This is a genomic window from Bradyrhizobium sp. P5_C12, from assembly GCF_054049735.1.
Genome location: NZ_JBFULU010000027.1, coordinates 43,924 through 65,546 on the forward strand (window position 1 = coordinate 43,924; position 21,623 = coordinate 65,546).

The following is a 21,623-nucleotide window of genomic DNA, read 5'->3' on the forward strand; positions in this document are numbered from 1 at the left end:
CCCGAAACCAGCATACATTTTTTTGGACCGACAAGCTTTGGTTGAAGAAAGCAGCTGAACGATTAGCGCCTTAGGATTAAAAACTAGCCACAAGCCTCACTAAGGGGCGCGCACATTCACGACATTCAGCAGCCACGCCGCGGCGGCGTGAACCAGGCCGCCGCACGACGACACCGGCGAGGCGGTTGAGGTCAAGGCTGCCTCGCCAAAGGAGACGAGCCGCAGCCGCTCCTCATCCCACAAAGCCAGCCGCACAGACCGCAAACTCTGCAGCAGAGTAATTCGTCCAACGCCAGCGAGCTGCGGATGGTCCCGCAACACGTCCGGCAATCGATAGCAAGGAATTCGACTGGACAAATGATGGATGTGGTGGACGCCGATATTTGCGGTGAACCATCGCAAGACGCCCGGCAGGTGGTAATGGGAACTGCCGTGCAGCGCAGCTTCGTGAAAACTCCAGTTTTCGTCATGGGACCAGTAGGTGTCCTCGAACTGATGCTGGACGTAGAACAGCCAGACACCGATCGACGCCGCCAGAACCATGATCGGCAGATGTACGAGCAGGAACGGCCCATAACCGACCAGCCGGATCATCGCGGCGACGAGAACCGCGATCGCGATGTTCGTACCCATTGTACTCAGCCAGGGCTTCCAGCCGCTACGCATCACCCCTATCGGCAATCGATGCTTCAAGACGAACAAGTACGTGGGACCTACGCCAAACATCACGATGGGATGCCGATACAAACGATACAGCGTCCGACGCCATCGAGGCTGCGCGAGAAATTCGCGAACGGTCAACGTATCAATGTCGCCCAGGCCCCTGTGATCGAGATTACCGGAGCTCGCATGATGGCGTGCATGGCTATGCCGCCAATAATCGTATGGCGTCAGTGTCACGACACCGATGGCTCGGCCGACCCAATCGTTCGCCACGCGGCCGCGGAAGAACGAGCCGTGTCCGCAATCGTGCTGGATCATGAAGAGGCGGACGAGCAAGCCCGCCGCGGGCAACTCAAGCAGGAGGCCAGCCCAATAGCCGTGGTCAAGGGCGGCCCAGATCAGAGCCCAGATGATGAAGAACGGCACCGCTGTAATCGCCAGTTCGAGGACGCCGCGGGCACTGTCGGGCTCGCGATAGCTGGCGAGCAACTGCGCCAACGCGCGGATTTCCGGCGTCCTTTGAGTCAGATTTGGTCTGCTCCCGAACATGCCCACCCAAGAAGCGCGGTCATCGCACACGAACGTCCCAGGCAGCAGCTCTGAGGTCGCGCCCCGCGCACTGTCATATTGATCCGTGCTTGGACGTCTTGCTGAGCAATATTGCTCAGGCCAAGAGCCAGCGTTCCCCGAATTTGCGAGACTGCACGGCGCACCGCGGCTGAGACCGCAAGCCAGGGCCTTCATCCTGTCGTCAGGAGGCGGGTCGGACACATTCGTCGACCGGATTCTGCGGGAATGTGAGCAATATTGAACAGTGTCTGACACCGGAGCGCGGCATGCTCAGTGTGTCGCAGCCGGCGAACCGGCCGCCATCGGCGGCGGCCTCGGGTACAGCATACCCCCTATATGGGCAGGAGGTTCACATGTCCGAGGTCTATGCTCGTCCGGAACCATCGCTGATTCCGATACCCCGGCCACTCTGCCCGGCGTGCCAGAGTCGCATGATGCTGGTCCACGTCGGAGCAGGTTACAACAGTCCCAATCTGCGAGTCTTCGAATGCTCCAAGTGTGGCAACATCCACAGAGCACCCCCGGACGATCCGATCAGATCGGCCAGGTAGCGGCAGAACCCGATCGAGGAAGCGGCCCCAGCACGGGGGTGCGAACCAGGGCCGCCATTCATCGGATATGATGAGTGGGCATCCTATCCGGTCGCTATCATCAAGTAACCCCGGCGAAGTTGGTTCCAAGCAGACTCTTACGACCGCCCGGGCGCAAGAACGCGTTGGGATAGGATCCGGAGCACAACCTGTTCAGTCACGCGTCTCATATTGTCGAGGCCGCGTGTGCGAACTTTCGTCTCGTTGCTTCCAATCGCGCCTGCCAGCGCTTCCGCCGACGCCGCCCGAGCTTCCGCCCCATCGGCTCAGACGCCCGCGATGCCGCAGGCAAGCGTATCGCGAGCCGACCGAAACAGCCGCCACAATGAGTTGGTGCGGATTGCAGACGGGCCCAAGGCGGAAGCAAGATTTGCCTAACGCGCCTGGCACCGGGCCTGCTAAACTGACGATCCTTCCATCGGGCCTTGACGACGTCATGCCAAAAGCTGCGAAAAGCTCGTTTGATCCAAAACTCTTTCTCGCCAAGGTCGGCGAGGGCAAAGCCATATTGAAACTCGACAAAGACCAGGTCGTGTTTTCGCAAGGCGACACCGCGGATACGGTTTTCTATATCCAGAAGGGGAAGATCAAGGTTCTCGTTGTCTCCGAGCAGGGCAAGGAAGCCGTGGTCGGAATCATGGAGCCCGGACAATTCTTCGGCGAAGGTTGCCTGAACGGTCATGCCTTGCGGATTTCGACAACGATGGCGATGGAGCAATGCGTGATCACGTCCATCGCGAAATCCGCAATGCTTGCGGCACTCAAAAGCGAACCTAAGTTTTCCGAGCTGTTCATGGGGTATCTGCTCAGCCGGAACAGCCGCATCGAAGAAGACCTGATCGACCAGTTGTTCAATTCCAGCGAAAAGCGGCTTGCACGTCTCCTCCTGCTCCTGGCAAATTTTGGAAAGGATGGCGCTCCTCAGCCCATCTCGGCGCAGGTCAGCCAGGAGACGCTCGCGGAGATGATCGGGACAACCCGCTCCCGGGTCAGTTTTTTCATGAACAAGTTTCGCAAGCTCGGCTTCATTACCTATAACGGTAAGATCGAGGTCCACAGCTCCCTCTTGAACGCGGTCTTGTATGACAAGCCCGAGATCATGCGGGACGACTGAGGCGGCTTGGGGGAAGAAACACCTTGAGCCGTCTTCTGCGCATTACGGAACATTGAGCGCGCCGTCCGGTTGCCAACGATGGGGCAATCGGCTCTGAGACGAATTCAGATGCGCCGATTCGATTTCGTCGTTGCGACCGTGGCGGTCGTCGCGCTCGTGTCACCCTCACCTGTCCTGCAACGATATGAAGGTCCCCCATGAAGAAGCCGATCACACAAGTCGACGAGAGTGAGCCGAGAACCATTCAAAGGGCTGACGTAGCACCGGCCGATGGCTTCACGCTCGTGGTCGACGGTCACTTCAAGACTCGTTACGATAGCGAAACGGCTGCTCGGGAAGCCGGCGCCGAGCTGTTGGGCAGATTTCCAATGTTGCAAATCCTGGTCTACGATGCGGTGACCGGGATGCGGTCGCCGCTGCAATAGGGTCTCAGCCAAATGTCCAGGACGGGCAATTCGCGACTGGCGCCGCGGACCTCATGAAGGACGTGCCATCTTCAGAGACGGCGAAGCCTAGCCTCGCCCGACATCGCAGCTAGACGCCCAGCGCCTTCCGGTTGAAGGTCCGCAGGAAGCGCAGCGACAGCACCCGCACATTGGCGACGTTGAGCAGCCACGCGGCGACGGCATAAGCCAGCCCACCTGCGAGGCTTACGATGACGAGCGAGACGATGCCAGTGCCGTTCACCTGCGATCGTGCAACGAGGATCGCGCCCGCCATCGCTGCGGCCGACGCCGCGACGCCGGCGAGGCGCTTGAGGTCGAACGGCACGGGATGGGCGCGGTGCATCAGGACCACGGCGACGACGAAGCCGATCGCCTCGGTCGCGAGCGTCGCCAGTGCCGCGCCGTAGAGGCCGTAGCCTGCGACCAGCGCGAACATCAGCGCCACGCTCAGCACCAGCGTGACGAACGACTGCGCCGCCAGCATGAAGGGGCGCTCGGCGAGCTGGAAGCTGATCTGCACGTAGAACTGGTTGGCGATGCCGAAGAAGCGGGCGAGCACCAGCGTCGGCAGCAGTGCCGAAACACCGGCGCGGAAATCGACGCCGACGAGCGTGCCTGCAACCTGATCCGCCGCAAGCGCAAGCCAGACGGCAACGGGCGCAACGACGACGAACAGCAGTTCGAGGCTTTCGGTCAGCCGCTCGCGCGTCACCGCATCGTTCTTCTCGGACAGGGTCCGGAACACGAGCGGCACGGTCGCAGCTGCAACGCTGGAGGCGATCATGACCATGAACTGCCGCGGCAGATCGGCGGCGACGCCAAAGATGCCGGCGGCGTCCTTGCCGAGCAGCCAGGCGACGATGAGCCGGTCGCAGCTCGAGTAGAGCGCGACCGAGAGCCCCGCCAGCGTCAGCGGCAGGCCATAGCGCGCCAGCTGCATGAACTGGCTGCGCTGGAAACGTGCGATCCTGGTGCGGTCGCCGGCCAGATTGAGGATGATGCCGGTGAGCGAGCCCAGGCCGAACGCCGCAAGCAGGCCCATGCCGCCCCAGCCGAGCCAGATGCCGAGCAGGCCGAAGCCGACGCTCGACACGCTGCGCACGATCGAAATGGCGGCGAACCGGTAGGGCCGCAATTTCGCGCGTTCGAATTCCTGGCCGACATCGACCGCATTCGCCATGATCGCGACGAACATGCTGGCGAGCAGCAGCTCGACGCTGATGTCGCTGCGGAACAGGAAGACCAGCGGGGTTGCGGCGCAGAGCACGGCCACCGTCAGCACGAAGGCGACCATTGCCGTGCCGCGAAAGTCCACCTCTGCCGACATCGCCTGATAGCGCGACACCGACAGCTTGATCCAGGCGAAGAAGATCGCGCCCAAGATGCCGGCGACGCTGATGCCGACGACATAGACGCCGTACTCGGCCGGGGTCAGCAGCCGTGTGTAGGCGGTGACCGCGAAGAAGCCCACCGCCGCAGGCAGGATGTAGGCGACCAGGTAGATCGAGAAATGGCGATTCAGCATGCGAGCATGGGACCGGCGGCGGCCTTGCGATGAAGCGGCCGTTAATCAGTTGGACCTTGGCGTGACGATCGGAGGCCTAGCGATCGGACTGCGCCGCAGCATCCCTCAGGATAGTCACATAAGTCTGCAAATCGGCCCCCGAATGCGGCGAGCCCGCCGATTTCGCGCGTTAGCGTTAAGTTTGCCCTGTGCTTGAACCGGCCGGCGCGATCACCGAAAAGAAACCATGATTTCAAAATGCCGCCCGGCCTTCTCCAATGCGTGGACGTGACTGAGATGGACGTTGTCGAACGTATCTGGGCGAACCCGGCCTCCCTGCCGCACGGCGGCACCGATGCGCCGCTGGTTCCGGCGGACCCCGCGACCGGCGGCCGCGAACGGATGGTGCTCAACCTGTTCTTCGAGGAGCGCGACAACCGCTGGTTTCCCGGCGACCGCCACATCCGGCCGGTGCTGCGGCGCATGCTGCTCGGCAAATCGTGGATCAGCGGCCAGCGGCGCGTGTTCCTCAATCTCTGCGCCGGCCTCGACAGGGTGGGTATCCGCTACCGGGTCAACGATTACGCCTATATCCGGAAGCACCCGCAGGAGCTCGCCTGCATCATTGGGCGGCCGTTCGTGCTCGACTGGTTCGCATGGAAGAACCCGCTGCTGCTTGGGGTCGCCATGTACAACCATCCGATGGAAGCACCGGAGCGCCTGAGCGGGCTGCAAACGAAGACCATCCTGGTGCCCTGCACCTGGTACGCCGACATGTGCCGGCCGCATTGGCCCCATGTCGAGGTCTGGCCGGTCGGCATCGAGACCGATTTGTGGACGCCGGCACCCGCCGGGCAGAAAAGCGTCGACGTGCTGCTCTACGACAAGGTGCGCTGGGAGCACGACCGCTACGAGACGGAGCTGATCGCACCGATCCGCAGGCATCTTGAGGCAAGCGGCCGCACGGTCGAGATGATCCGCTACGGCCATTACAAGGAAGACGACTACAAGGCGGCGCTGGCGCGCTGCCGCAGCATGATCTTTCTCTGCGAGCACGAGAGCCAGGGCATCGCCTGCCAGCAGGCGCTGTCGAGCGGCGTCCCGGTCTTCGCCTGGGATCGCGGCGGGCCGTGGCAGGATCCGGAGTATTTCCCTCACAAGGTGAGATACGAAGGCGGGGTGTCCTCGGTGCCCTATTTCGACGCGCGCTGCGGCATGACCTTCACCGATGCGGATGGCTTTACATCCGGCTGGAGCGACTTCTGGTCGCACGTCAGCGCGGGCGACTTCGCACCTCGCGACTATGTGATGGAGAATCTGACGCTCGAGAAGGGCGCGCTTCACTATTGCGAGATCGCCGAAGCCGTGATGCAGCGTCACGCGCGCTGAGGCGCGGTCCGTCCGGCAAAAGTTAACCCAACAACAGGAAACCCCGGCGTCGCTACGCGTCGCTTGGTACGATGGCGCGTTGGTTCCGAAAGGAATGTCGCCAGGTGACCAGCAAGTGATCAAGCTCGACCGACGCGAATTTCTCCTCGGCAGCGCTGCAACGCTYGCGGCGGGCGCATCGGCGTCCGCGGTGCCGGCGTCGAAACTCGCCCAGCGCCGTCCGGGCTTTGGCGCTGCGGCGACGCTCTGGGATCTGCAAGCCGATCCGCGGCTCGGCGAAGCCATCAGCACCTATTGCACCCAGGTGGTGCCGGTGCTCGAACTGAAATGGCCGATGCTGCGGCCGGACGCGCACACGTTCGCTTTCGAGCGCGCCGATGCGATCTTTGATTTCGCCCAGCAGAACGATTTGACGATGCGCGGGCACGCGCTCGCCTGGTATCACGACATTCCGGACTGGACCAAGCAGATCAAGACCTCGAAAGGCGTCGAGCGCGCCTATGTCGATCACATCGGCACCGTCGTCTCCTATTACAAGGACAAGCTGACGTCGTGGGACGTGGTCAACGAGCCGATCCCGGACAACCCCCGCAGCCTGAAAGACCGGCGCGACACCTTCTGGACGCAGCACCTGGGCGACCGCTGGATTCCGCTGGCGTTCCGTACCGCCGCAGCCGCCGATCCTTTCGTGAAGCTCGCGATCAACGAATATGACATCGAGTCGGCCAAGGACTCGTTCATTGCCAAGCGCGCAGCTTACCGCAACCTCATCATGGACCTGCTCGACCAGGGCGTCCCGCTGCACGCGGTGGGATTGCAATCGCATCTGCATGCCGAGCTCGAGATCGACACGCACGGGCTGGCCGAATTCGTCACCGAGCTGCGGTCGTGGGGCCTCGAGGTTCTCGTCACCGAGCTCGACGTCGACGATCAGAAGCTGACGGGCAATCCGGCGGAGCGTGACGCCATCGTCGCCAAGCGCGTCGACGACCTCCTGACCGCGATCTCGACCAGCGGCCCGGTGCGCTCGATCCTGACCTGGGGCCTCTCGGATCGCTACAGCTGGATCAACGGCACCTTCGCCCGCAAGGACAAGCAGCCGAACCGTCCCTTGCCGCTCGACGGCGAGTTCAAGCCAAAACCCTTCATGGACGTCCTCACCAAATTCACGAAGGACGCCTGACGCGGCCCGCGTTCAGCGCGTCTTCGGCGTCTCGAATTCGGCCGCGCCGGCCAAATGCTCGGGAGACAGGCTCGGAGCGCGCCGGTCGCGCGAGTTCAGCCGGAACACATCGCGGATGTCGTCGACCGAGGTCGACGAATAGGACTGGATGCAGAGCGCGACCTGCTCGGGCGAGGCGGCGTGCATCATCGCCTCGATCGCCGGGCGGTCGAGGCGGGTATCCTCCCAGTGCGACACTGCGATGCTGTCTTCCGTCACCCGGTGCGCGGCCAGATGCTTCGGCGAATTGGCGACGAAGTTTCCGTAAAGCAGATACTCGGAGAATTTCTTCTTCCGGCACAGCGCCAGAGCCCAGCTGAGACCCGTCGCCGACGTGATGGCGTCAGTCATCGCGCGCGCGCTGTCCTTGTCCCAGACCAGCGCGTTTCCGACATAGTCGTCTGCCGGGAACGAGCGCTCCTTGATACCGAGAAGCTGATCGACGGTGCGGAGCCACAGGACATGCAGCGGGTGGTCGGCGTCGACCGCTTTCGGGGTCACGAACAGCGGCGTCTTCTCCGCGCCGGCATATTGGCCGACGTCGAATTCGCGGAAGAACAGATTGTCCGAATCCAGAATGCAGACGCGCTGCTCGGGCGCGTTGAGGACGCCGGCGATTTTCAGGATCTGCTGAATGTGCCAGCCGTGCACGGGTGACGACAGCAGCGACACCCAGACCCGACGGCTGCTGATAAACTGGAGGGCCCGCGGCAGCGCGAACAGCCATTTCGGCAAATAGCGCGAGGCCGGAACGATGACGCGCTTGTCGGAAGCGAACCGCTCGAACAGCGGCACGTCCTCATCATTAACGAGAACATAATGCCGCGTGTATCCCGTCAACCAGGTGTCGATGCTCTCGCTGAGCAGCGAAAAGCGTTCGATATCCTTGGCATAGCTGGCAGTCAGCAGTGCAACGGAATGCATGGAGCGCGCTCGAATGGCCATCGAGCCGCAGTCATAGCCGCGAAGGGAGGTGCTGGGAACTCACAATCCGAATCAAGGTAAAGCGGAATAAGGGGTTATCCATCCGCCGGCAACCCCTGCTCGATGCCGCGAAAGCGCAGCGGCGCCAGGGCGGATGCCCGCTGCCACCAGTCGGCGACGCGGTCGTCGAGCGCGGTCATGCCGCGGCCCTGGCCCGGAAAGATCCGGATCTGCTGGACCGCCTCGGCCTCGAAACCCTTGCCCTTGCGGGTGATCTTGATGACGGCACCTTCGCGGTCCCGCTGCGTCAGCGGCACCAGCAGACGCCCGCGCGGACGAAGCGCCTCCAGCCAGAGCGGATCCGGGTGCGAAAAGCCCGCATGCACGATGATCACGTCGGCCGGCTCGCCAATGTCCAGGCATCCGTCGCCATGGACGACCTCGACGTTGCGGTAGGCGCGAAGACAGGTCGCGGCGCGCGCCGCAAGCCGCTCGTCGCATTCGATTGCGAGCACCCTGCCCTTCGGGCCCACGATCTTCGACAGCACTGCCGAAAAATAGCCGAGCCCGCAGCCGATCTGGACGACGCGGTCGTTCTCCCCGACGTCGAGCACGTCGATGAAATGCGCCCACAGGCTCGGCAATCCCGTATCGAGCTTGCGGCGCGCGTCGATCGCGACCAGCAAATTGTCGTAGAGGCGGACCGGATCGGCATCTGGCGTCAGCCGATAGCTGCGCGCCGCCTCGCTCTTGATGCGCCAGGGCCCCCTTGCCAGAAAATCCTCGCGCGGGACGGCGGCGAGCGCCGCCAGCAGCCGCGGCGAGGAAATCCGCTCGCGCTTCGCGATCAGCTCCACATAGCGCGCGCGCGCGGCAACAAGATCGCTCATTTCACCGGATCGGCCGGTTGACGCAACGGCGCATCGGCGCCGATCTCGTTGATCAGTTGCATCGCCTGCTTCAGGTCCGGCGTGTAGAAACCCTCGCTGAACTTGCCGACGATCGGCACGAGCAGAAGCCTTGCATGCTCGTGCTTGCCGGCGTCCCGCGACAGCTGCGCAAGGCTGACGGCGGTTCTGAGCTCCCAGGACAGCGCCCCCTGCTTGCGCGCGGTCTCCAGCGAAAGGCCGAACAGGTCCTCCGCCTCCTGCACCGAGTCCGGGTTGCCGTCCGACAGCGTGATCTCGCCTTGCAGGCGATAGACCTCGGCGAGGTAGGAGTGATCACCGGTCCGCCTCGCGGTTGCCAGCGCACCGTCCAGCGCGCGCAAGGCGGCATCGCGCATGCCGACCTTGGCGTAGGCCTCCGCGAGCAGGCAGCGGAACCAGCAGCCGGCCAGCCAGGAATCCATCGCCTCGTATTCATCGAGGCCGAAGCGCATCTGGCTCAACCCTTCATCGGCCTCGCCGAGCTGAGTCAGCGCCCAGCCGCGCAGGATCGCCGCCTGCTGCTTCCAGTGCAGGAAATTGTGCTCGGTGGCGATGATCATGGCGCGGTTGGCGTGGTCGCGCGTGCCCTCGACGTCGCGCAGGTGCTGGCAGAGATAGGCGCCGAACACCAGCGCGAAAGCGAGCGTGAAGGGATGGCGGATCTTCTCGGCGTTCGCGATCGCCTGCTCGCTGTGCTGGCGCGCCGCATCGGGCCGGCCGAGGAACCACAAGAGGTAGCCGAGATAGGACAGCGAGACCACGCCGGGATCGGTGCCGTGCCGCTCCATCAGATCGGAGTGCAGATCGGGGCTGTAGAGGTTGATGCAGCGGTGCAGATGATGCTGCGAGGCGGCAAAGCGCCCGCGATAGAGCATGGTCATCGCGATCGCGCGGTGCGCCTCGATCAGATAGCCGGTCTGCTGCGCCGGCTGCGCGCGCTCGTTCAGCCGCTCGCGCTTGGCGAACTTCAACAGCTCGACGCTGAGATCGTGCGCGCGCGTCAGGTCGGCGCGGATGAAATGGCACACCCAGAGCCCGCGGGTGGCGGCAAACGCCTTCTCCTCGTCGTCGAGCTGCTGGCCGAGCTCGAGCGCGCGGATGTAGTTCTCCTCGACCTCCTGCACGGCATAGCCCTTGGCCGCGATCAGCGCGTTGCCGAGCGCGATACGCAGCTCGAGCTCCATCTCGTCGGCACCCTGCATGCGCGCATTGGCCTGCACGACGCCAAGGCCGCGACGCAGATGGCCGATCGCCTCCAGATTGGCGCCGCTCTTGGCCGCCTGCTTGCCGGCCTTGAGCCAGAAGCTCGCGGCGCCCTCGCTCTGGCCCGACTCGGTCAGATGGTGGGCGAGCAGTTCCGGCTCGCGCTCGGTCTTCTCCGGATACATCTCGGCGAGCACCTGGGCGATCCGGGCATGCAGCTTGCGCCGCTCGCTGTGCAGCAGGCTCGCATGCGCGGCATTCTGGATCATCACGTGCTTGAAGGAATACAGCGCATCCGGCGGATGACCGCGACGCATGATCAGCCCCGCCTCCTCCAGATGATTGAGCGCCGCCTCGATCTGCTCCGCCGGCGTGTTGGCGACCGCGTACAGCGTCTCGTAGGAGAACTCGCGGCCGATGGTGCCGCCGATCTGGGCGATCCGCTTGAACGGCCCCATCCGGTCCAGCCGCGCCATCAGCGAGTCCGTCAGCGTCGCCGGGATCGCGAGCTGCCGCCACGGACCCGACAGCACGTAGCGCCCGTGCCGCTCGGTCAGCAGGTTGGATTCCAGAACCGTCTTGGTCAGCTCCTCCAGGAACAACGGCACGCCGTCGGTCTTGACGATGATCTCCTCGACGACCTCCTTGGGAAGCTCGCGGCCGGCGACGCGCTCGACCATCGTCGTGCGCAACTGCCGGCTCAGGCGGTTCAGCACCAGGGTGGTGATGTGCGAATGCGCGTTCCAGCTCGGCTGGAATTCGGAGCGCGCGGTGATGATGGCGAGGATCGGCCGGTTCTGGACCCTGTCGACCAGGAGATCGACGACCTCGCGGGAGGTCGGATCGATCCAGTGCAGATCCTCGAAGGCGATCACCAGCGGCATCTCGCGCGCGAGGCCGAGGAAATGATTGACCAGCGCCGATACCGTCGCATCCTTCTGCTGCTGAGGCGATAGGTCGAGCGGCGGATAGCGATCCCCCGTCGGGATCGACAACAGCGCGGCGAACAGCGGCGTCACCTGTTCGATATCACCCTGGGCGGCGGCGATCGCAGTCTCCAGGCTCGCCAGCGACACCGCGGACACCTCCTCACGGTCGAGGCCGAGGGAGAATTTGAGCTGCTCGGCGAACGGATAGAACGCCGTGGAGGTGTAGTAGGGCGAGCACTGGAGCGAGACCTGCCCATGGCGGTCACCCGCGATGCGCTCGAAGATTTCCTGGATGACGCGCGACTTGCCGATGCCGGGCTCGCCGAACTTGACCACGACCTGGCCGTCGCCCTCCTTGACCTGCTGCCAGCGCCCCATCAGCAGCGCGATCTCTTCCTCGCGGTTGACGAGCGGCGTCAGCCGCGTGCCCATGGCGGCGGCGAAGCGGGTCTCCACGCGCGAGGCGCGCACCACGTGCCAGGCCTGGGACTTCTCCGAAATGCCCTTCAGCGCGTGGACGCCGAGATTGCGGTAGTCGAACTTGCCCTTCAGCAGCGACTGCGTCGAAGACGAGATCACGACGCCGTTGGGGGGCGCCAGTCCTTGCAGGCGCGCGGCCAGGTTGACGGTCTCTCCGACCGCGGAGTCACGCTCCTCGGTGCCCTGCCCGACGAGATCGCCGACCACGACGAGGCCGGTCGCGATCCCGATGCGGACGGCGGGTGCATGGCTGAGCGCGCCGCGCGGTTCGATCGCGCGCGCGGTCGAGAGCACCCGGACGATCTCGAGCCCGGCGCGCACCGCGCGCTCGGCATCGTCCTCATGCGCGGTCGGATAGCCGAAATAGACCAAGATACCGTCGCCGACGAAACGGGCGGCAAAGCCTTCGTAATGCTTGACCACGCGGACGCAGGTCTCGCGGAAGCTCGCGATCATGTCGCGCACGTCTTCCGGATCGAACTGGACCGAGAGTGAGGTGGAATCCACCATGTCACAGAACATGGTGGTGAGCTGACGCCGTTCGGCGCCGACCTCCGTCCGGGCTTGCGGGGGCGCCGCAGCGAGCGGCGCTTCGGCCACTTCAGCGTGGAACAACGCCGCCATCGCCCGCTGGAGCCGCTTGCGATCGCCCAGCGGCAATCCGAGCTCAACCAGATCGGATTCGGTCAGGTCAGCCATGACGTCCAGATCGAGGCGGTGCTGGGCGAAGAGATCGGTATAGTGACCGAGACCGACGCCTTCGAGCCAGCGCTTCAACCCGCCTTCCGTCCCCGGCTCTGTCTCCAGCATGGTGATTTCCGCCCGACCATCACTCCGTCGAAGGGCTTAAGGCCCCTCAACCACAGATTTTGGGGCCCAAACTTCACCTCGGACTGGACGCGTTCCCTAAGTTCTTGGAAGAATAGCTTAATCAGATCAAAAGGGAATGGACTTGTCGGACGTTATACCCGGAGCGGCGGAGGGATCGGCCAGCACGGCGGCCGAAACCAAAGTCTTTGCCCATGTCGGCGGGCTTCTCGACTTCTACGCGCGAAAGACGCCGGCCGCGCCCGCCCTGCTCGCCCCTAGCCGACCGCCGCTGAACTACGGCGAGCTCGCTGCCAGGACCGGGCATCTGGTCGGCACGCTGCGCGGGCTCGGCATCGGTCCCGCGGATCGCCTCGCCGTCGCGCTGCCGCGCGGCGCCGACAGTGCGCTGGCGCTGATCGCAGTCGCGTCGGCCTGCGCCTGCATTCCCGTCAATCCCGATCTGACGGCGGACGAGTTGCAACGCTATTTCAGCGAATTGAAGCTGACGGCGCTGGTGACCCGGGCCGATACGAACTCAGCGAGCCGCGACGCCGCCAGGGCGCTCGATCTTGCGGTGATCGATTTCGTGCCGGGTCCGCAGAATGATCTCGGCGGCTGCGAATTCGTCGGCCCGACGATCGGTCCGGCGAATGCCAGCGGCGTCTCGCGCGGCGACGACGACGCGTTCATCCTGCTGACATCGGGCACCGCGGCGCGGCCGAAAATGGTCCCGCTGACGCATCGCAATGTGTGCCTGTCCGCCTGCAATGCCGGCCGCGTGCTGTCACTCACGTCCCGCGATCGCCTGCTCAATGTGCTGCCGCTGTTCCACGCCCATGGTCTGATCTCAGGCCTGCTGACCGCGCTCGCCGCGGGCTCGAGCGTGGTCTGCACCAACGGTTTTGACGCGGCGTCCTTCTTCGGCTGGATGCGGGATCTGCAGCCGACCTGGTACACGGCGGTGCCGACCATTCATCGCGCGCTGCTGACGGCGGCGGAAGCGGACCCGGACCGCGCCCGGTCGTCGTCGCTGCGCGTGATCCGCTCGGCCTCGGCCTCGCTCGCGCCTGCGATCCTCGCGGGGCTGGAGGCGACGTTCGGCGTTCCCGTGCTCGAGACCTACGGAATGACGGAGGCGGCCTCGCAGATCGCAGCCAATCCGTTCGAGCTGCGCAAGATCGGATCGGTCGGCCGCGCCGCGGGCCCCGAGATCGCGATCATGGACGAGGCCGGCCGCATGTGCGCGAGCGGTGCGCATGGCGAGATCATGCTGCGCGGGCCGAACATGAGCCGCGGCTACTACAATGACGAGGCGGCGACGCAGGCCGCATTCCGCAGCGGCTGGTTCCGGACCGGCGATCTCGGCTATCTCGACGCCGACGGCTATCTCTTCATCGTCGGCCGCATCAAGGACGTCATCAACCGCGGCGGACAGAAAATCTCGCCGCTGGAGGTGGAAGAGGTGCTGCTGAGCCATCCCGCGGTGCTGGAGGCCGGCGTATTCGCGATCCCGCACCAAAAGCTCGGCGAGAACGTCGCCGCCGTCGTGATGCTGCGGCCGAATTCCGCTGCGACCTCGGACCAGCTGCGCCAGTTCGCGCGAAAACGGCTCGCGGCCTACAAGGTGCCGAGCCTGATCCGCGGCGTGGCGGCGCTGCCGAAGGGCGCCAGCGGCAAGGTCAAGCGCAACGCGCTGGCCGAGCTGATCGCGACGGTCGATGACGGCGGCGAGACCCGATTGCCGCGCACCGCGCTGGAGACCCAGCTCGCGGGACTCTGGGCCAATCTGCTGGAGCTGCCGCAGGTCGGCGTCGACCAGGACGTCTTCGCGCTCGGCGCGGACTCGCTCGCGGTGACACAGATGCGCTCGCGGCTGCGCGAACGCTTCGATGTCGACTTCTCGTTCGAGGACATCTTCGATTGCGCCACGGTGGCGGTGCTTGCGGCCCGGCTCGAGACCGCCGCAACCCGTCGTGAAACGATGCTGCCGGCCTGGCGCCAGGTCGCAACCGCGGAAACAGACTCGCCGCTGTCGTTCCAGCAGCAGCGGATGTACGTGCTCTCGCGGCTCGATCCGACGCGCTACAATTATAATGTCGTCGAAGTCGCGATGCTGAAGGGCCAGCTCGACGCCGCCGCGCTTGAAGCAAGCCTCGCCGCAATCTGCGAACGTCACGACGTGCTGCGCTCGGCCTTCGTGGAGCGCCATGGCGAACCGGTGCAGCGGGTGCTTCGAATCGTAGCGCGATTCGAGCGGATCAAGCTCAAGCCATGCCCGGCGGACAAGCGGGCCGCGGCCGTCCGGCGCAAGGCGCTCGAGCTCGCGCAATATCCGTTCGATCTGGCGCGCGAGCCGCCGCTGAAGGTCACCCTGCTCTCGTTCGCGAGGGACAGCCACGCGCTGGTGGTCAACGTCCATCACCTCGTCACCGACGGCTGGTCGCAACGGCTGTTCTGGGAAGAGCTCGCCGCGCATTATTCCGCCGCGCGCAAGGGAAGCGCGGCGGCGCTGCCGCCACCCGCCTACCAGTATCGCGACTTTGCGCTCTGGCAGCAGAGCTGGGCGCAGACGCCGGCCGCGAAAGAGCAGCTCGATTACTGGCGCGCGCAGCTCGACGGCGTGACCACGCTGCCACTGCGGACCGACCGGGCAAGGCCGGAGATCTGGAGCGGCCGCGGCGCCCGTCACTATTTCGAGTTCTCCAAGGCCTTGTCGACCGACCTGCGATCGCTGAGCCAGGACCAGGGCGTGACGCCCTTCATGACGCTGCTCGCAGTGTTCCAGTGCCTCCTGTTCCGCCACACCGGACATGAGGACGTGGCGACGGGGTCGCTGATCGCGAACCGCAACCAGATCGAAAGCGAGCGCCTGATCGGGCTGTTCGCCAACACCCTGATCCTCCGCAACGATTTTGGCGGCGACCCGAGCTTCGGCGAGTTGTTGCGGCGGGTGCGCCAGGTCACGCTCGATGCCTACCGCAACCAGGACCTGCCAATCGAGGAGGTGCTGCGCGCGTTGCAGGTCGCGCGCAGGAGCGACGGCAATCCGCTGTTCCGGATCATGTTCATCCTCCAGAACGCATCGATCGAGGCCGCGCATTTCCCCGGCCTGTCGTCCCGCCGGTTAGAGGTCGACCCCAAGGTCGCACGCTTCGACATCACGCTCGAGCTGGTCGAGGCCGATGGCCGCTTCACCGGCTTCTTCGAATACGCCACCGATCTGTTCGACGCGGCGACGATCGAGGACATGGCTGCGCAGTTCAAGACCCTGCTCAAGGCCGTCATCGCCAATCCCGAGCAGCGCATCTCGCGCCTGCCGCTCCTGACAACGGCCGAGCGCCGGCAATTRCTGACTGCGGGCCGTGGCGTTCCGGCCGATTTCACCACACGCGGCAACTTGAGCGAACGCTTCGAGCGGCAGGCGAGGCGGACGCCGAACGCGATCGCGGTATCGGACGGACGCGCATCGCTGACCTATCGCGAACTGGCCCGCCGCAGCCAGGCGGCCGCGCGCTGGCTGGCCCGCGAGGGCGTCGGTGCCGAAACGGTGGTCGCCTTGCTTGCGGATCGCGGACCCGACCTGCTCGCCGCAATGATCGCGGTGCAGCGGGTGGGCGCGGCCTTCCTCAATCTCGATCTCGAGCAGCCAACGGCGCGGCTCGCAACCATCCTCGGATCGAGCTGCGCCCGCATGCTGCTGACCGGGCGCGCCCAGTCCGTCATGGTCGAGGCGCTGCTCGAACCGCTGGTCGAGCGCATCCAGGTGGCCGAACTCGAGGACACGATCACGCCAGCGGCGACCAAGCCGGCCCGCGCAGCACGGCGCGCAGCATCGAGTCTCGCTTATCTCATCTATACATCCGGCTCATCCGGCGCGCCGAAGGGCGTCATGATCGAACAGCGCGGGCTGTCGAACCATCTGGCGTCGCTCATTTCCGGGCTCGGCCTTTCGGCCAGGGACGTGATCGCGCAGACCGCGCCGCAGAGCTTCGTGATCTCGGTCTGGCAGTTCCTCGCTGGCCCGATGGTCGGCGCGCGCGTCCATGTCTGCGGCAACGCAATCGTGCAGGACCCGATCCTGCTCGCGCGGGAGATCAATCGCGAGGGCATCACGGTGCTCGAGATCGTCCCCTCGCTGTTGCGCGTGATCCTCGAACGCATGGACGAGGCGCCCATCCAACGCGCCTTTGCCGGGCTGCGCCTCCTGATCTCGACCGGCGAGCCGCTGCCCGTCGAGCTCTGCCGCGCCTGGTTCGCCCGCTGCCCGAAGGTGCCGCTGATCAACGCCTATGGCGCCTCGGAATGTTCCGACGACGTTTCCCTGCATCGGCTGACCAGGGCGCCGGCGGCGGCGACCACCAATGTTCCGGTCGGCGCGGCGCTGCCCAACACCCAGCTCCACGTGCTCGATTCGAGTCTGGAGCCGCAGCCGATCGGCGTGGTCGGCGAGCTCTGCATCGCCGGCGCCGGCGTCGGCCGCGGCTACATCAACGATCCCGCGCAAAGCCGGCAGCGCTTCATCCCCGATCCCTTCACGCGCCAGGCAGGTCACCGGCTGTACCGGACCGGCGATCTCGCCCGCCGCCGCGCCGACGGGACGATCGAATGCCTCGGCCGCGTCGACCACCAGGTCAAGGTCCGAGGCTACCGCATCGAGCTCAAGGAGATCGAGAACGCGCTCGCCGATCACGAGAGCGTGCGTGCCGGCATCGTCGAGCCGCGCCGCGACGCCAATGGCGATATCAGGCTGATCGCCCATATCGTCGCCCGGGCGAATGGCCGGATCAGCGCCAGCGAGCTGCGCGATTTCCTCAAGGGCCGGCTGCCGGCCCATGCCGTCCCGTCCGCGTTCCTGTTCCTGGAGCAGGTTCCGCTCAATGCCCATGGCAAGATCGACCGGTCCGCGCTGCTGGCGCCCCCGCAACAGGAAACCTCCGCGGCGGATGCCGCCGTGCCGGCACGCCGCTTCACTGAAAAGGTCCTGTCCGACATCTGGATCGACCTGCTGAAGGTCGACAGCCTCGGCGTCACCGACAATTTCTTCGATCTCGGCGGCCATTCGCTGCTGGCGGGACAGGCGATGGCGCGCGTCGCTCGCGCGCTCGGCGTATCGCTACCGATCAAGACCATCTTCGAGGCACCGACGATCGAGGAACTCGCCCGGCGGGTCGATGACGCCGTGGCGGCGAAGCCGCACAAGCGCCAGGCAAGCGCGCCCCGGCTCGCCGAAGGCGGTCCGCCCACGCTCTCGACCGCGCAGGACCAGATGCTGCGGATCGAGCAAAACCTGCCGGATCTGCCGCTGTTCAACCTGCCCTTTGCCTTCCGCCTCCAGGGCCCGATCGATGCGGCCGCGCTGGCGCAGGCCATCCAGGACGTCGTCGGCCGGCACGACTCACTGCGGACAGCCTTCGGCTGGAACGGCGAGGAGCCGATCAGCCGCATCGCCGCACCCCGCACGCTCGGCCCGGTGCTCGCCGTCGAGGCCCTCAATGGCCGGCGACCGAGCGACAAGCGCCTCAAGGCGCTCCAGCTCAGGAAGATCAGGCTCCTCGCCGAACAGGAGGCCGCCACCCCGATCGACATCACGCGCGCGCCGCTGCTGCGGGCGCGCCTGCTGCGGCTGGATCGCAGCGACCATGTGCTGCTGCTGACGCTGCATCACGCGATTGCCGACGGCTGGTCGATCGGCGTGATGTTCGAGGAGCTGTCCAACCGCTATGCGGCGCTGACCGGGCATCCGTCAGTGCCGCTGCCGAAACTGCCGCTGGCGTTTTCGGATGTCGCGCGCTGGCAGCGCTGGTGGTGCGGGACAGACGCGGCCCGCCGGCAGGCCGCCGAGTGGACGGAGACCCTGCGCGGCGCCGCCGCCGTCTTCGACGGCGAATCAAGCCCGGGCGCCTCCACCGGGCATCATCCGGTCAACCTGGAGCGCGATCTGATCGCGCGGCTGACGGCATTCGCCGGCCAGCACAACGGCACGCTGTTCATGTGCCTCCTCACCGGCCTGAAGGCGCTGCTGCTGGCGCGGACGGGGCGCACCGACATTTCGGTCGCCACCGCCATGGCCAATCGCAGCCAGCCGGACACCGACCAGATCGTCGGTCCATTCGAGAACACGGTGATCGTCCGTACCCGAATCACGCCGGACCTGTCGTTTGCTGCAGCCTTGGCCCTGGTGCGCCAAAGCGTGCTCGAGGCGCATGCGCGGCAGGAGCTGCCGTTCAACGTCCTCGCCGACCATCTGGAGCAGGCGGGAATCGATCCGGCTTCGCTGCTCCAGGTCTATTTCACGCTGCAAAATCCGCTGCGCCGGCCGCTCGACCTGCCTGACGTCGCGGTGCGATCCGTCGGAAATGTGGCGCGCGAGGGCCAGCCGGTGCTGCCGATCGACCAGACCTGGCTGTCGCTGATGCTCAAGGAGCGCCCGACCGGTATCACCGGTTCGTGCAACTACAAGGGCGAGCGGCTCGACGGCCGCATGGTCGGCGCATGGATGGAGGATCTCGTCGCACTGCTGGCAGCAGCCGTCGCGCAGCCTCATGCGCCGCTCGGCCGATTGCTCGATCGCAGGGCGGCTTGAACGGCCCGTGTTCGCACCGGGCGAATACGGGTTCACTCGCCAGAGCTGTGAATGATCAAGTTGCATCTTGATTATTTGGCGCTGCCGCGCAAGATTATTCCCCGCGTTTTGATTTGGACGATTATTTTCAACCGGGGGAGTTTGTTATGGGTTTCATCAAATTTACCAAGGGCACCTCGCTGAGCGACAAGGACCGCAAGGCGCTCCAGAAGCTGTTGGGCGCCGAGAAGAAAAAGCTGCAATCCGCGCTGAAAGACGTCGACGCCAGCCTTTCGATGCTGGGCGGGGCGAAAAAGGCCAAGAAGAAAAAGTAAGACTCGTCGGCCGGGACGCCGCTCGAATCTTCGGACAACGGTCGCACGCCAGCTCGAGCTGGGGGGCTCGCACAAGCTTGCGTCCGTAAACCGTCTAGCAATCGACAAGAATCGGCCTCGGTGGACGGCTAATAGCGGTCCGCTTGGTTGATTCTTGCTCAGTTGTTTCTTCTGTCAGAGCGGGGTTTTGGCCTCCGCCTGACGTCATGGGCCCAATTGATGGCAGACGACAGAATTGAACTTTTCGTCGGACTGATCGAGACCATCGACGCGCCGGGCGTGGTCGATGCGTGCCGGCGGTTGCTCTCGGTCGACGAACGGGTGCGCGCCGACCGTTTCATGTTCGAGCGGCATCGGCGGCAGTACATTTTCGCGCACGCCTTGTTGCGCCTCGCGCTGTCGCAAGCCGCACCGAATGTCGCACCCAGCGACTGGTCCTTTTCGGCCGGCCGCTACGGGCGGCCCTTTGTCGCAGCGCCTGCGAGCTCGACCCCGCTGCATTTCAGCCTGTCCCACGCCGACGGCTGCGTCGCCTGCGTCGTATCGAGACACGAAGCCGTCGGCGTCGATGTCGAAACCGTGTCGCGGCGGGTGGCCCCGCTGTCCACCGCGCTTCGCTTCTTTGCGCCGGAAGAGGTCGAAACGCTGCGCGGACTGCCCGAGCCGGCCGCGATCGAGCGATTCTTCGACTACTGGACGCTCAAGGAGGCCTATTTGAAGGCCAGGGGCTTTGGGCTCAACCTGCCGCTCGACGCGTTCGCGATGCAGGTGTCGCGTGAGGCGATCGAGATCAGCTTCAAGCCCGATATCGCCGACGATCCCCGGGGCTGGCGATTCCAGCTGTGCTCGCCGTCGCCCTCGCATCGCCTCGCGATCGCCGACGGCTCCCGCGCGGGCCTCCCCATCAGCCGTCATGCCTGGCCGCTCCAGGAAGCGGCTGAATGACGCCGTCGCGGCTTCGCGTCTTTCCCGCCATCTCGCGCAACCGCGATCCCCGGAAGTATGTCGGCGAATTGATGCGGGTCGCGCAATTTGCCGACCGCAACGGCTTTGAGGGCATCCTGCTGTTCGAAGGCAATGATGTCTTCGTCGAGCCCTGGGCCATGGCCCAGCACATCATGGCAGAGACGACGCGAAGCTCGCCCCTGATCGCCGTCAATCCCGTCTACATGCATCCGTTCACGGCGGCGAAGTTCGTCTCGTCTTTCGCGCAGCTCTACGGCCGCAAGGTCTATCTCAACATGATCACGGGGACCGCGGTCAGTGATCTGCAGGGGCTGGGCGACGACCAGTCGCATGCCGACCGCTATGTCCGGCTCGGCGAATTCGTCGCGCTGGTGCGTCAGCTGCTGGCCAGCCCGCGCCCGGTCGATTTCGAAGGCCGGTTCTATCGCGCGAACAATCTCCAACTCCGTCCCCGGCTGCCGGAGGAGCTGATGCCGGAATTCCTGATCGCGGGACAGTCGGAGGCAGCGCAGCGCGTGGCGAAGGACACCGGCTGCATCAAGATGCAGATGCTGCCGCCCGATCTCGACCGCGGCCTCGATGCGCCCGGTATGAATTTTGGCATCTTCGCCCGCGAGAGCCGCGACGCTGCACGGCAGGCGGCGAAGAGCCGCTTCCGCGACAATCCCGACGATCGCGAGCTGCTCGCGCTCACCATGGAGAACACCGACTCCGTCTGGAAGCGGCATCTCTATGACGGCCAGAGCGGCGAGCTCCAGGACAATGGCTACTGGCTGCTGCCGTTCCTGACCTTCCAGGCCGACTGCCCCTATCTCGTCGGCAGCTACGCCGAGATCGGCGCGAAGCTGAAGGACTTTGCCGGGAAGGGCCTGACCACGATCATGCTCGACATGGTCGCCGACGAGGCTGAGATGCAGCACGTCTGCAAGGCGCTGGCTGCGAGCGGGATGTTTTGAAGGTGCGAGAGGCGAAGGCCGCTCCTCTTCT

General features: G+C 65.2%; 13 protein-coding genes. 8 read left to right on the forward strand and 5 right to left on the reverse strand.

The features are described 5' to 3' along the window. Positions 1–99 precede the first annotated feature (99 nt). On the reverse strand, positions 100–1,191 hold the full coding sequence (locus tag ACXJMY_RS23190; RefSeq protein WP_456621718.1) for a fatty acid desaturase: 1,092 nt from the start codon (positions 1,189–1,191) through the stop codon (positions 100–102). A gap of 1,068 nt (positions 1,192–2,259) precedes the next feature. On the opposite strand from ACXJMY_RS23190, the gene ACXJMY_RS23195 reads away from it, so the two are divergent. Both ACXJMY_RS23195 and ACXJMY_RS23200 read left to right on the forward strand, forming a co-directional pair. Then, on the forward strand, positions 2,260–2,937 hold the full coding sequence (locus ACXJMY_RS23195) for a Crp/Fnr family transcriptional regulator (protein ID WP_456621669.1): 678 nt from the start codon (positions 2,260–2,262) through the stop codon (positions 2,935–2,937). 197 nt (positions 2,938–3,134) lie between these two features. Next, positions 3,135–3,362: a hypothetical protein gene (locus ACXJMY_RS23200; protein ID WP_456621670.1), complete on the forward strand. Its 228-nt coding sequence runs from the start codon at positions 3,135–3,137 to the stop codon at positions 3,360–3,362. Between the two features lie 109 nt (positions 3,363–3,471). Here ACXJMY_RS23200 and ACXJMY_RS23205 read toward each other — a convergent pair whose 3' ends face one another. Continuing rightward, positions 3,472–4,908 carry a lipopolysaccharide biosynthesis protein gene (locus ACXJMY_RS23205; protein ID WP_456621671.1) on the reverse strand — a complete coding sequence of 479 codons (1,437 nt, stop codon included), beginning with the start codon at positions 4,906–4,908 and terminating at the stop codon, positions 3,472–3,474. A gap of 276 nt (positions 4,909–5,184) precedes the next feature. On the opposite strand from ACXJMY_RS23205, the gene ACXJMY_RS23210 reads away from it, so the two are divergent. After that, on the forward strand, positions 5,185–6,276 hold the full coding sequence (locus ACXJMY_RS23210) for a glycosyltransferase (protein WP_456621672.1): 1,092 nt from the start codon (positions 5,185–5,187) through the stop codon (positions 6,274–6,276). A 115-nt stretch (positions 6,277–6,391) separates the two neighbouring features. Continuing rightward, the gene (locus ACXJMY_RS23215; RefSeq protein ID WP_456621673.1) at positions 6,392–7,459 is read left to right on the forward strand and encodes an endo-1,4-beta-xylanase; all 1,068 of its coding nucleotides are present in this window, start codon (positions 6,392–6,394) and stop codon (positions 7,457–7,459) included. A gap of 12 nt (positions 7,460–7,471) precedes the next feature. Here ACXJMY_RS23215 and ACXJMY_RS23220 read toward each other — a convergent pair whose 3' ends face one another. The 3 genes from ACXJMY_RS23220 to ACXJMY_RS23230 form a co-directional block, all read right to left on the reverse strand. Continuing rightward, on the reverse strand, positions 7,472–8,422 hold the full coding sequence (locus ACXJMY_RS23220) for a DUF6492 family protein (RefSeq protein ID WP_456621674.1): 951 nt from the start codon (positions 8,420–8,422) through the stop codon (positions 7,472–7,474). A 95-nt stretch (positions 8,423–8,517) separates the two neighbouring features. Beyond that, positions 8,518–9,312, reverse strand: a complete 795-nt coding sequence (locus ACXJMY_RS23225) for a protein-L-isoaspartate O-methyltransferase family protein (RefSeq protein ID WP_456621675.1) — start codon at positions 9,310–9,312, stop codon at positions 8,518–8,520. Next, positions 9,309–12,773 (reverse strand): ATP-binding protein, encoded by a 3,465-nt coding sequence (locus tag ACXJMY_RS23230; protein WP_456621676.1) that lies wholly within the window; start codon positions 12,771–12,773, stop codon positions 9,309–9,311. Before ACXJMY_RS23230 ends, ACXJMY_RS23225 begins: the two co-directional genes overlap by 4 nt. 136 nt (positions 12,774–12,909) lie before the next feature. Between ACXJMY_RS23230 and ACXJMY_RS23235 the strand changes: the two genes are divergently transcribed. From ACXJMY_RS23235 to ACXJMY_RS23250, 4 genes are all read left to right on the forward strand, one after another. After that, entirely contained in the window at positions 12,910–19,356 is a 6,447-nt protein-coding gene (locus tag ACXJMY_RS23235; RefSeq protein WP_456621677.1) for an amino acid adenylation domain-containing protein, read from the forward strand. 146 nt (positions 19,357–19,502) lie between these two features. Further along, positions 19,503–19,670: a hypothetical protein gene (locus ACXJMY_RS23240; RefSeq protein WP_208084878.1), complete on the forward strand. Its 168-nt coding sequence runs from the start codon at positions 19,503–19,505 to the stop codon at positions 19,668–19,670. Between the two features lie 219 nt (positions 19,671–19,889). Beyond that, on the forward strand, positions 19,890–20,615 hold the full coding sequence (locus tag ACXJMY_RS23245; protein ID WP_456621678.1) for a 4'-phosphopantetheinyl transferase family protein: 726 nt from the start codon (positions 19,890–19,892) through the stop codon (positions 20,613–20,615). Next, a complete protein-coding gene (locus ACXJMY_RS23250) occupies positions 20,612–21,592 on the forward strand; it encodes an LLM class flavin-dependent oxidoreductase (RefSeq protein WP_456621679.1) in 981 nt (326 codons plus the stop codon). The genes ACXJMY_RS23245 and ACXJMY_RS23250 overlap by 4 nt, the downstream gene beginning before the upstream one ends. Positions 21,593–21,623 lie beyond the last annotated feature (31 nt).

What these genes read in the sequence shown, in the direction of transcription:
- ACXJMY_RS23195 (WP_456621669.1), top strand. Translation starts at nt 2,260, where the DNA reads ATGCCAAAAGCTGCGAAAAGCTCGTTTGATCCAAAACTCTTTCTCGCC.
- ACXJMY_RS23240 (WP_208084878.1), top strand. Translation starts at nt 19,503, where the DNA reads ATGGGTTTCATCAAATTTACCAAGGGCACCTCGCTGAGCGACAAGGAC.
- ACXJMY_RS23245 (WP_456621678.1), top strand. Translation starts at nt 19,890, where the DNA reads ATGGCAGACGACAGAATTGAACTTTTCGTCGGACTGATCGAGACCATC.
- ACXJMY_RS23210 (WP_456621672.1), top strand. Translation starts at nt 5,185, where the DNA reads ATGGACGTTGTCGAACGTATCTGGGCGAACCCGGCCTCCCTGCCGCAC.
- ACXJMY_RS23220 (WP_456621674.1), bottom strand. Translation starts at nt 8,422, where the DNA reads ATGCATTCCGTTGCACTGCTGACTGCCAGCTATGCCAAGGATATCGAA.
- ACXJMY_RS23250 (WP_456621679.1), top strand. Translation starts at nt 20,612, where the DNA reads ATGACGCCGTCGCGGCTTCGCGTCTTTCCCGCCATCTCGCGCAACCGC.
- ACXJMY_RS23230 (WP_456621676.1), bottom strand. Translation starts at nt 12,773, where the DNA reads ATGCTGGAGACAGAGCCGGGGACGGAAGGCGGGTTGAAGCGCTGGCTC.
- ACXJMY_RS23225 (WP_456621675.1), bottom strand. Translation starts at nt 9,312, where the DNA reads ATGAGCGATCTTGTTGCCGCGCGCGCGCGCTATGTGGAGCTGATCGCG.
- ACXJMY_RS23205 (WP_456621671.1), bottom strand. Translation starts at nt 4,908, where the DNA reads ATGCTGAATCGCCATTTCTCGATCTACCTGGTCGCCTACATCCTGCCT.
- ACXJMY_RS23200 (WP_456621670.1), top strand. Translation starts at nt 3,135, where the DNA reads ATGAAGAAGCCGATCACACAAGTCGACGAGAGTGAGCCGAGAACCATT.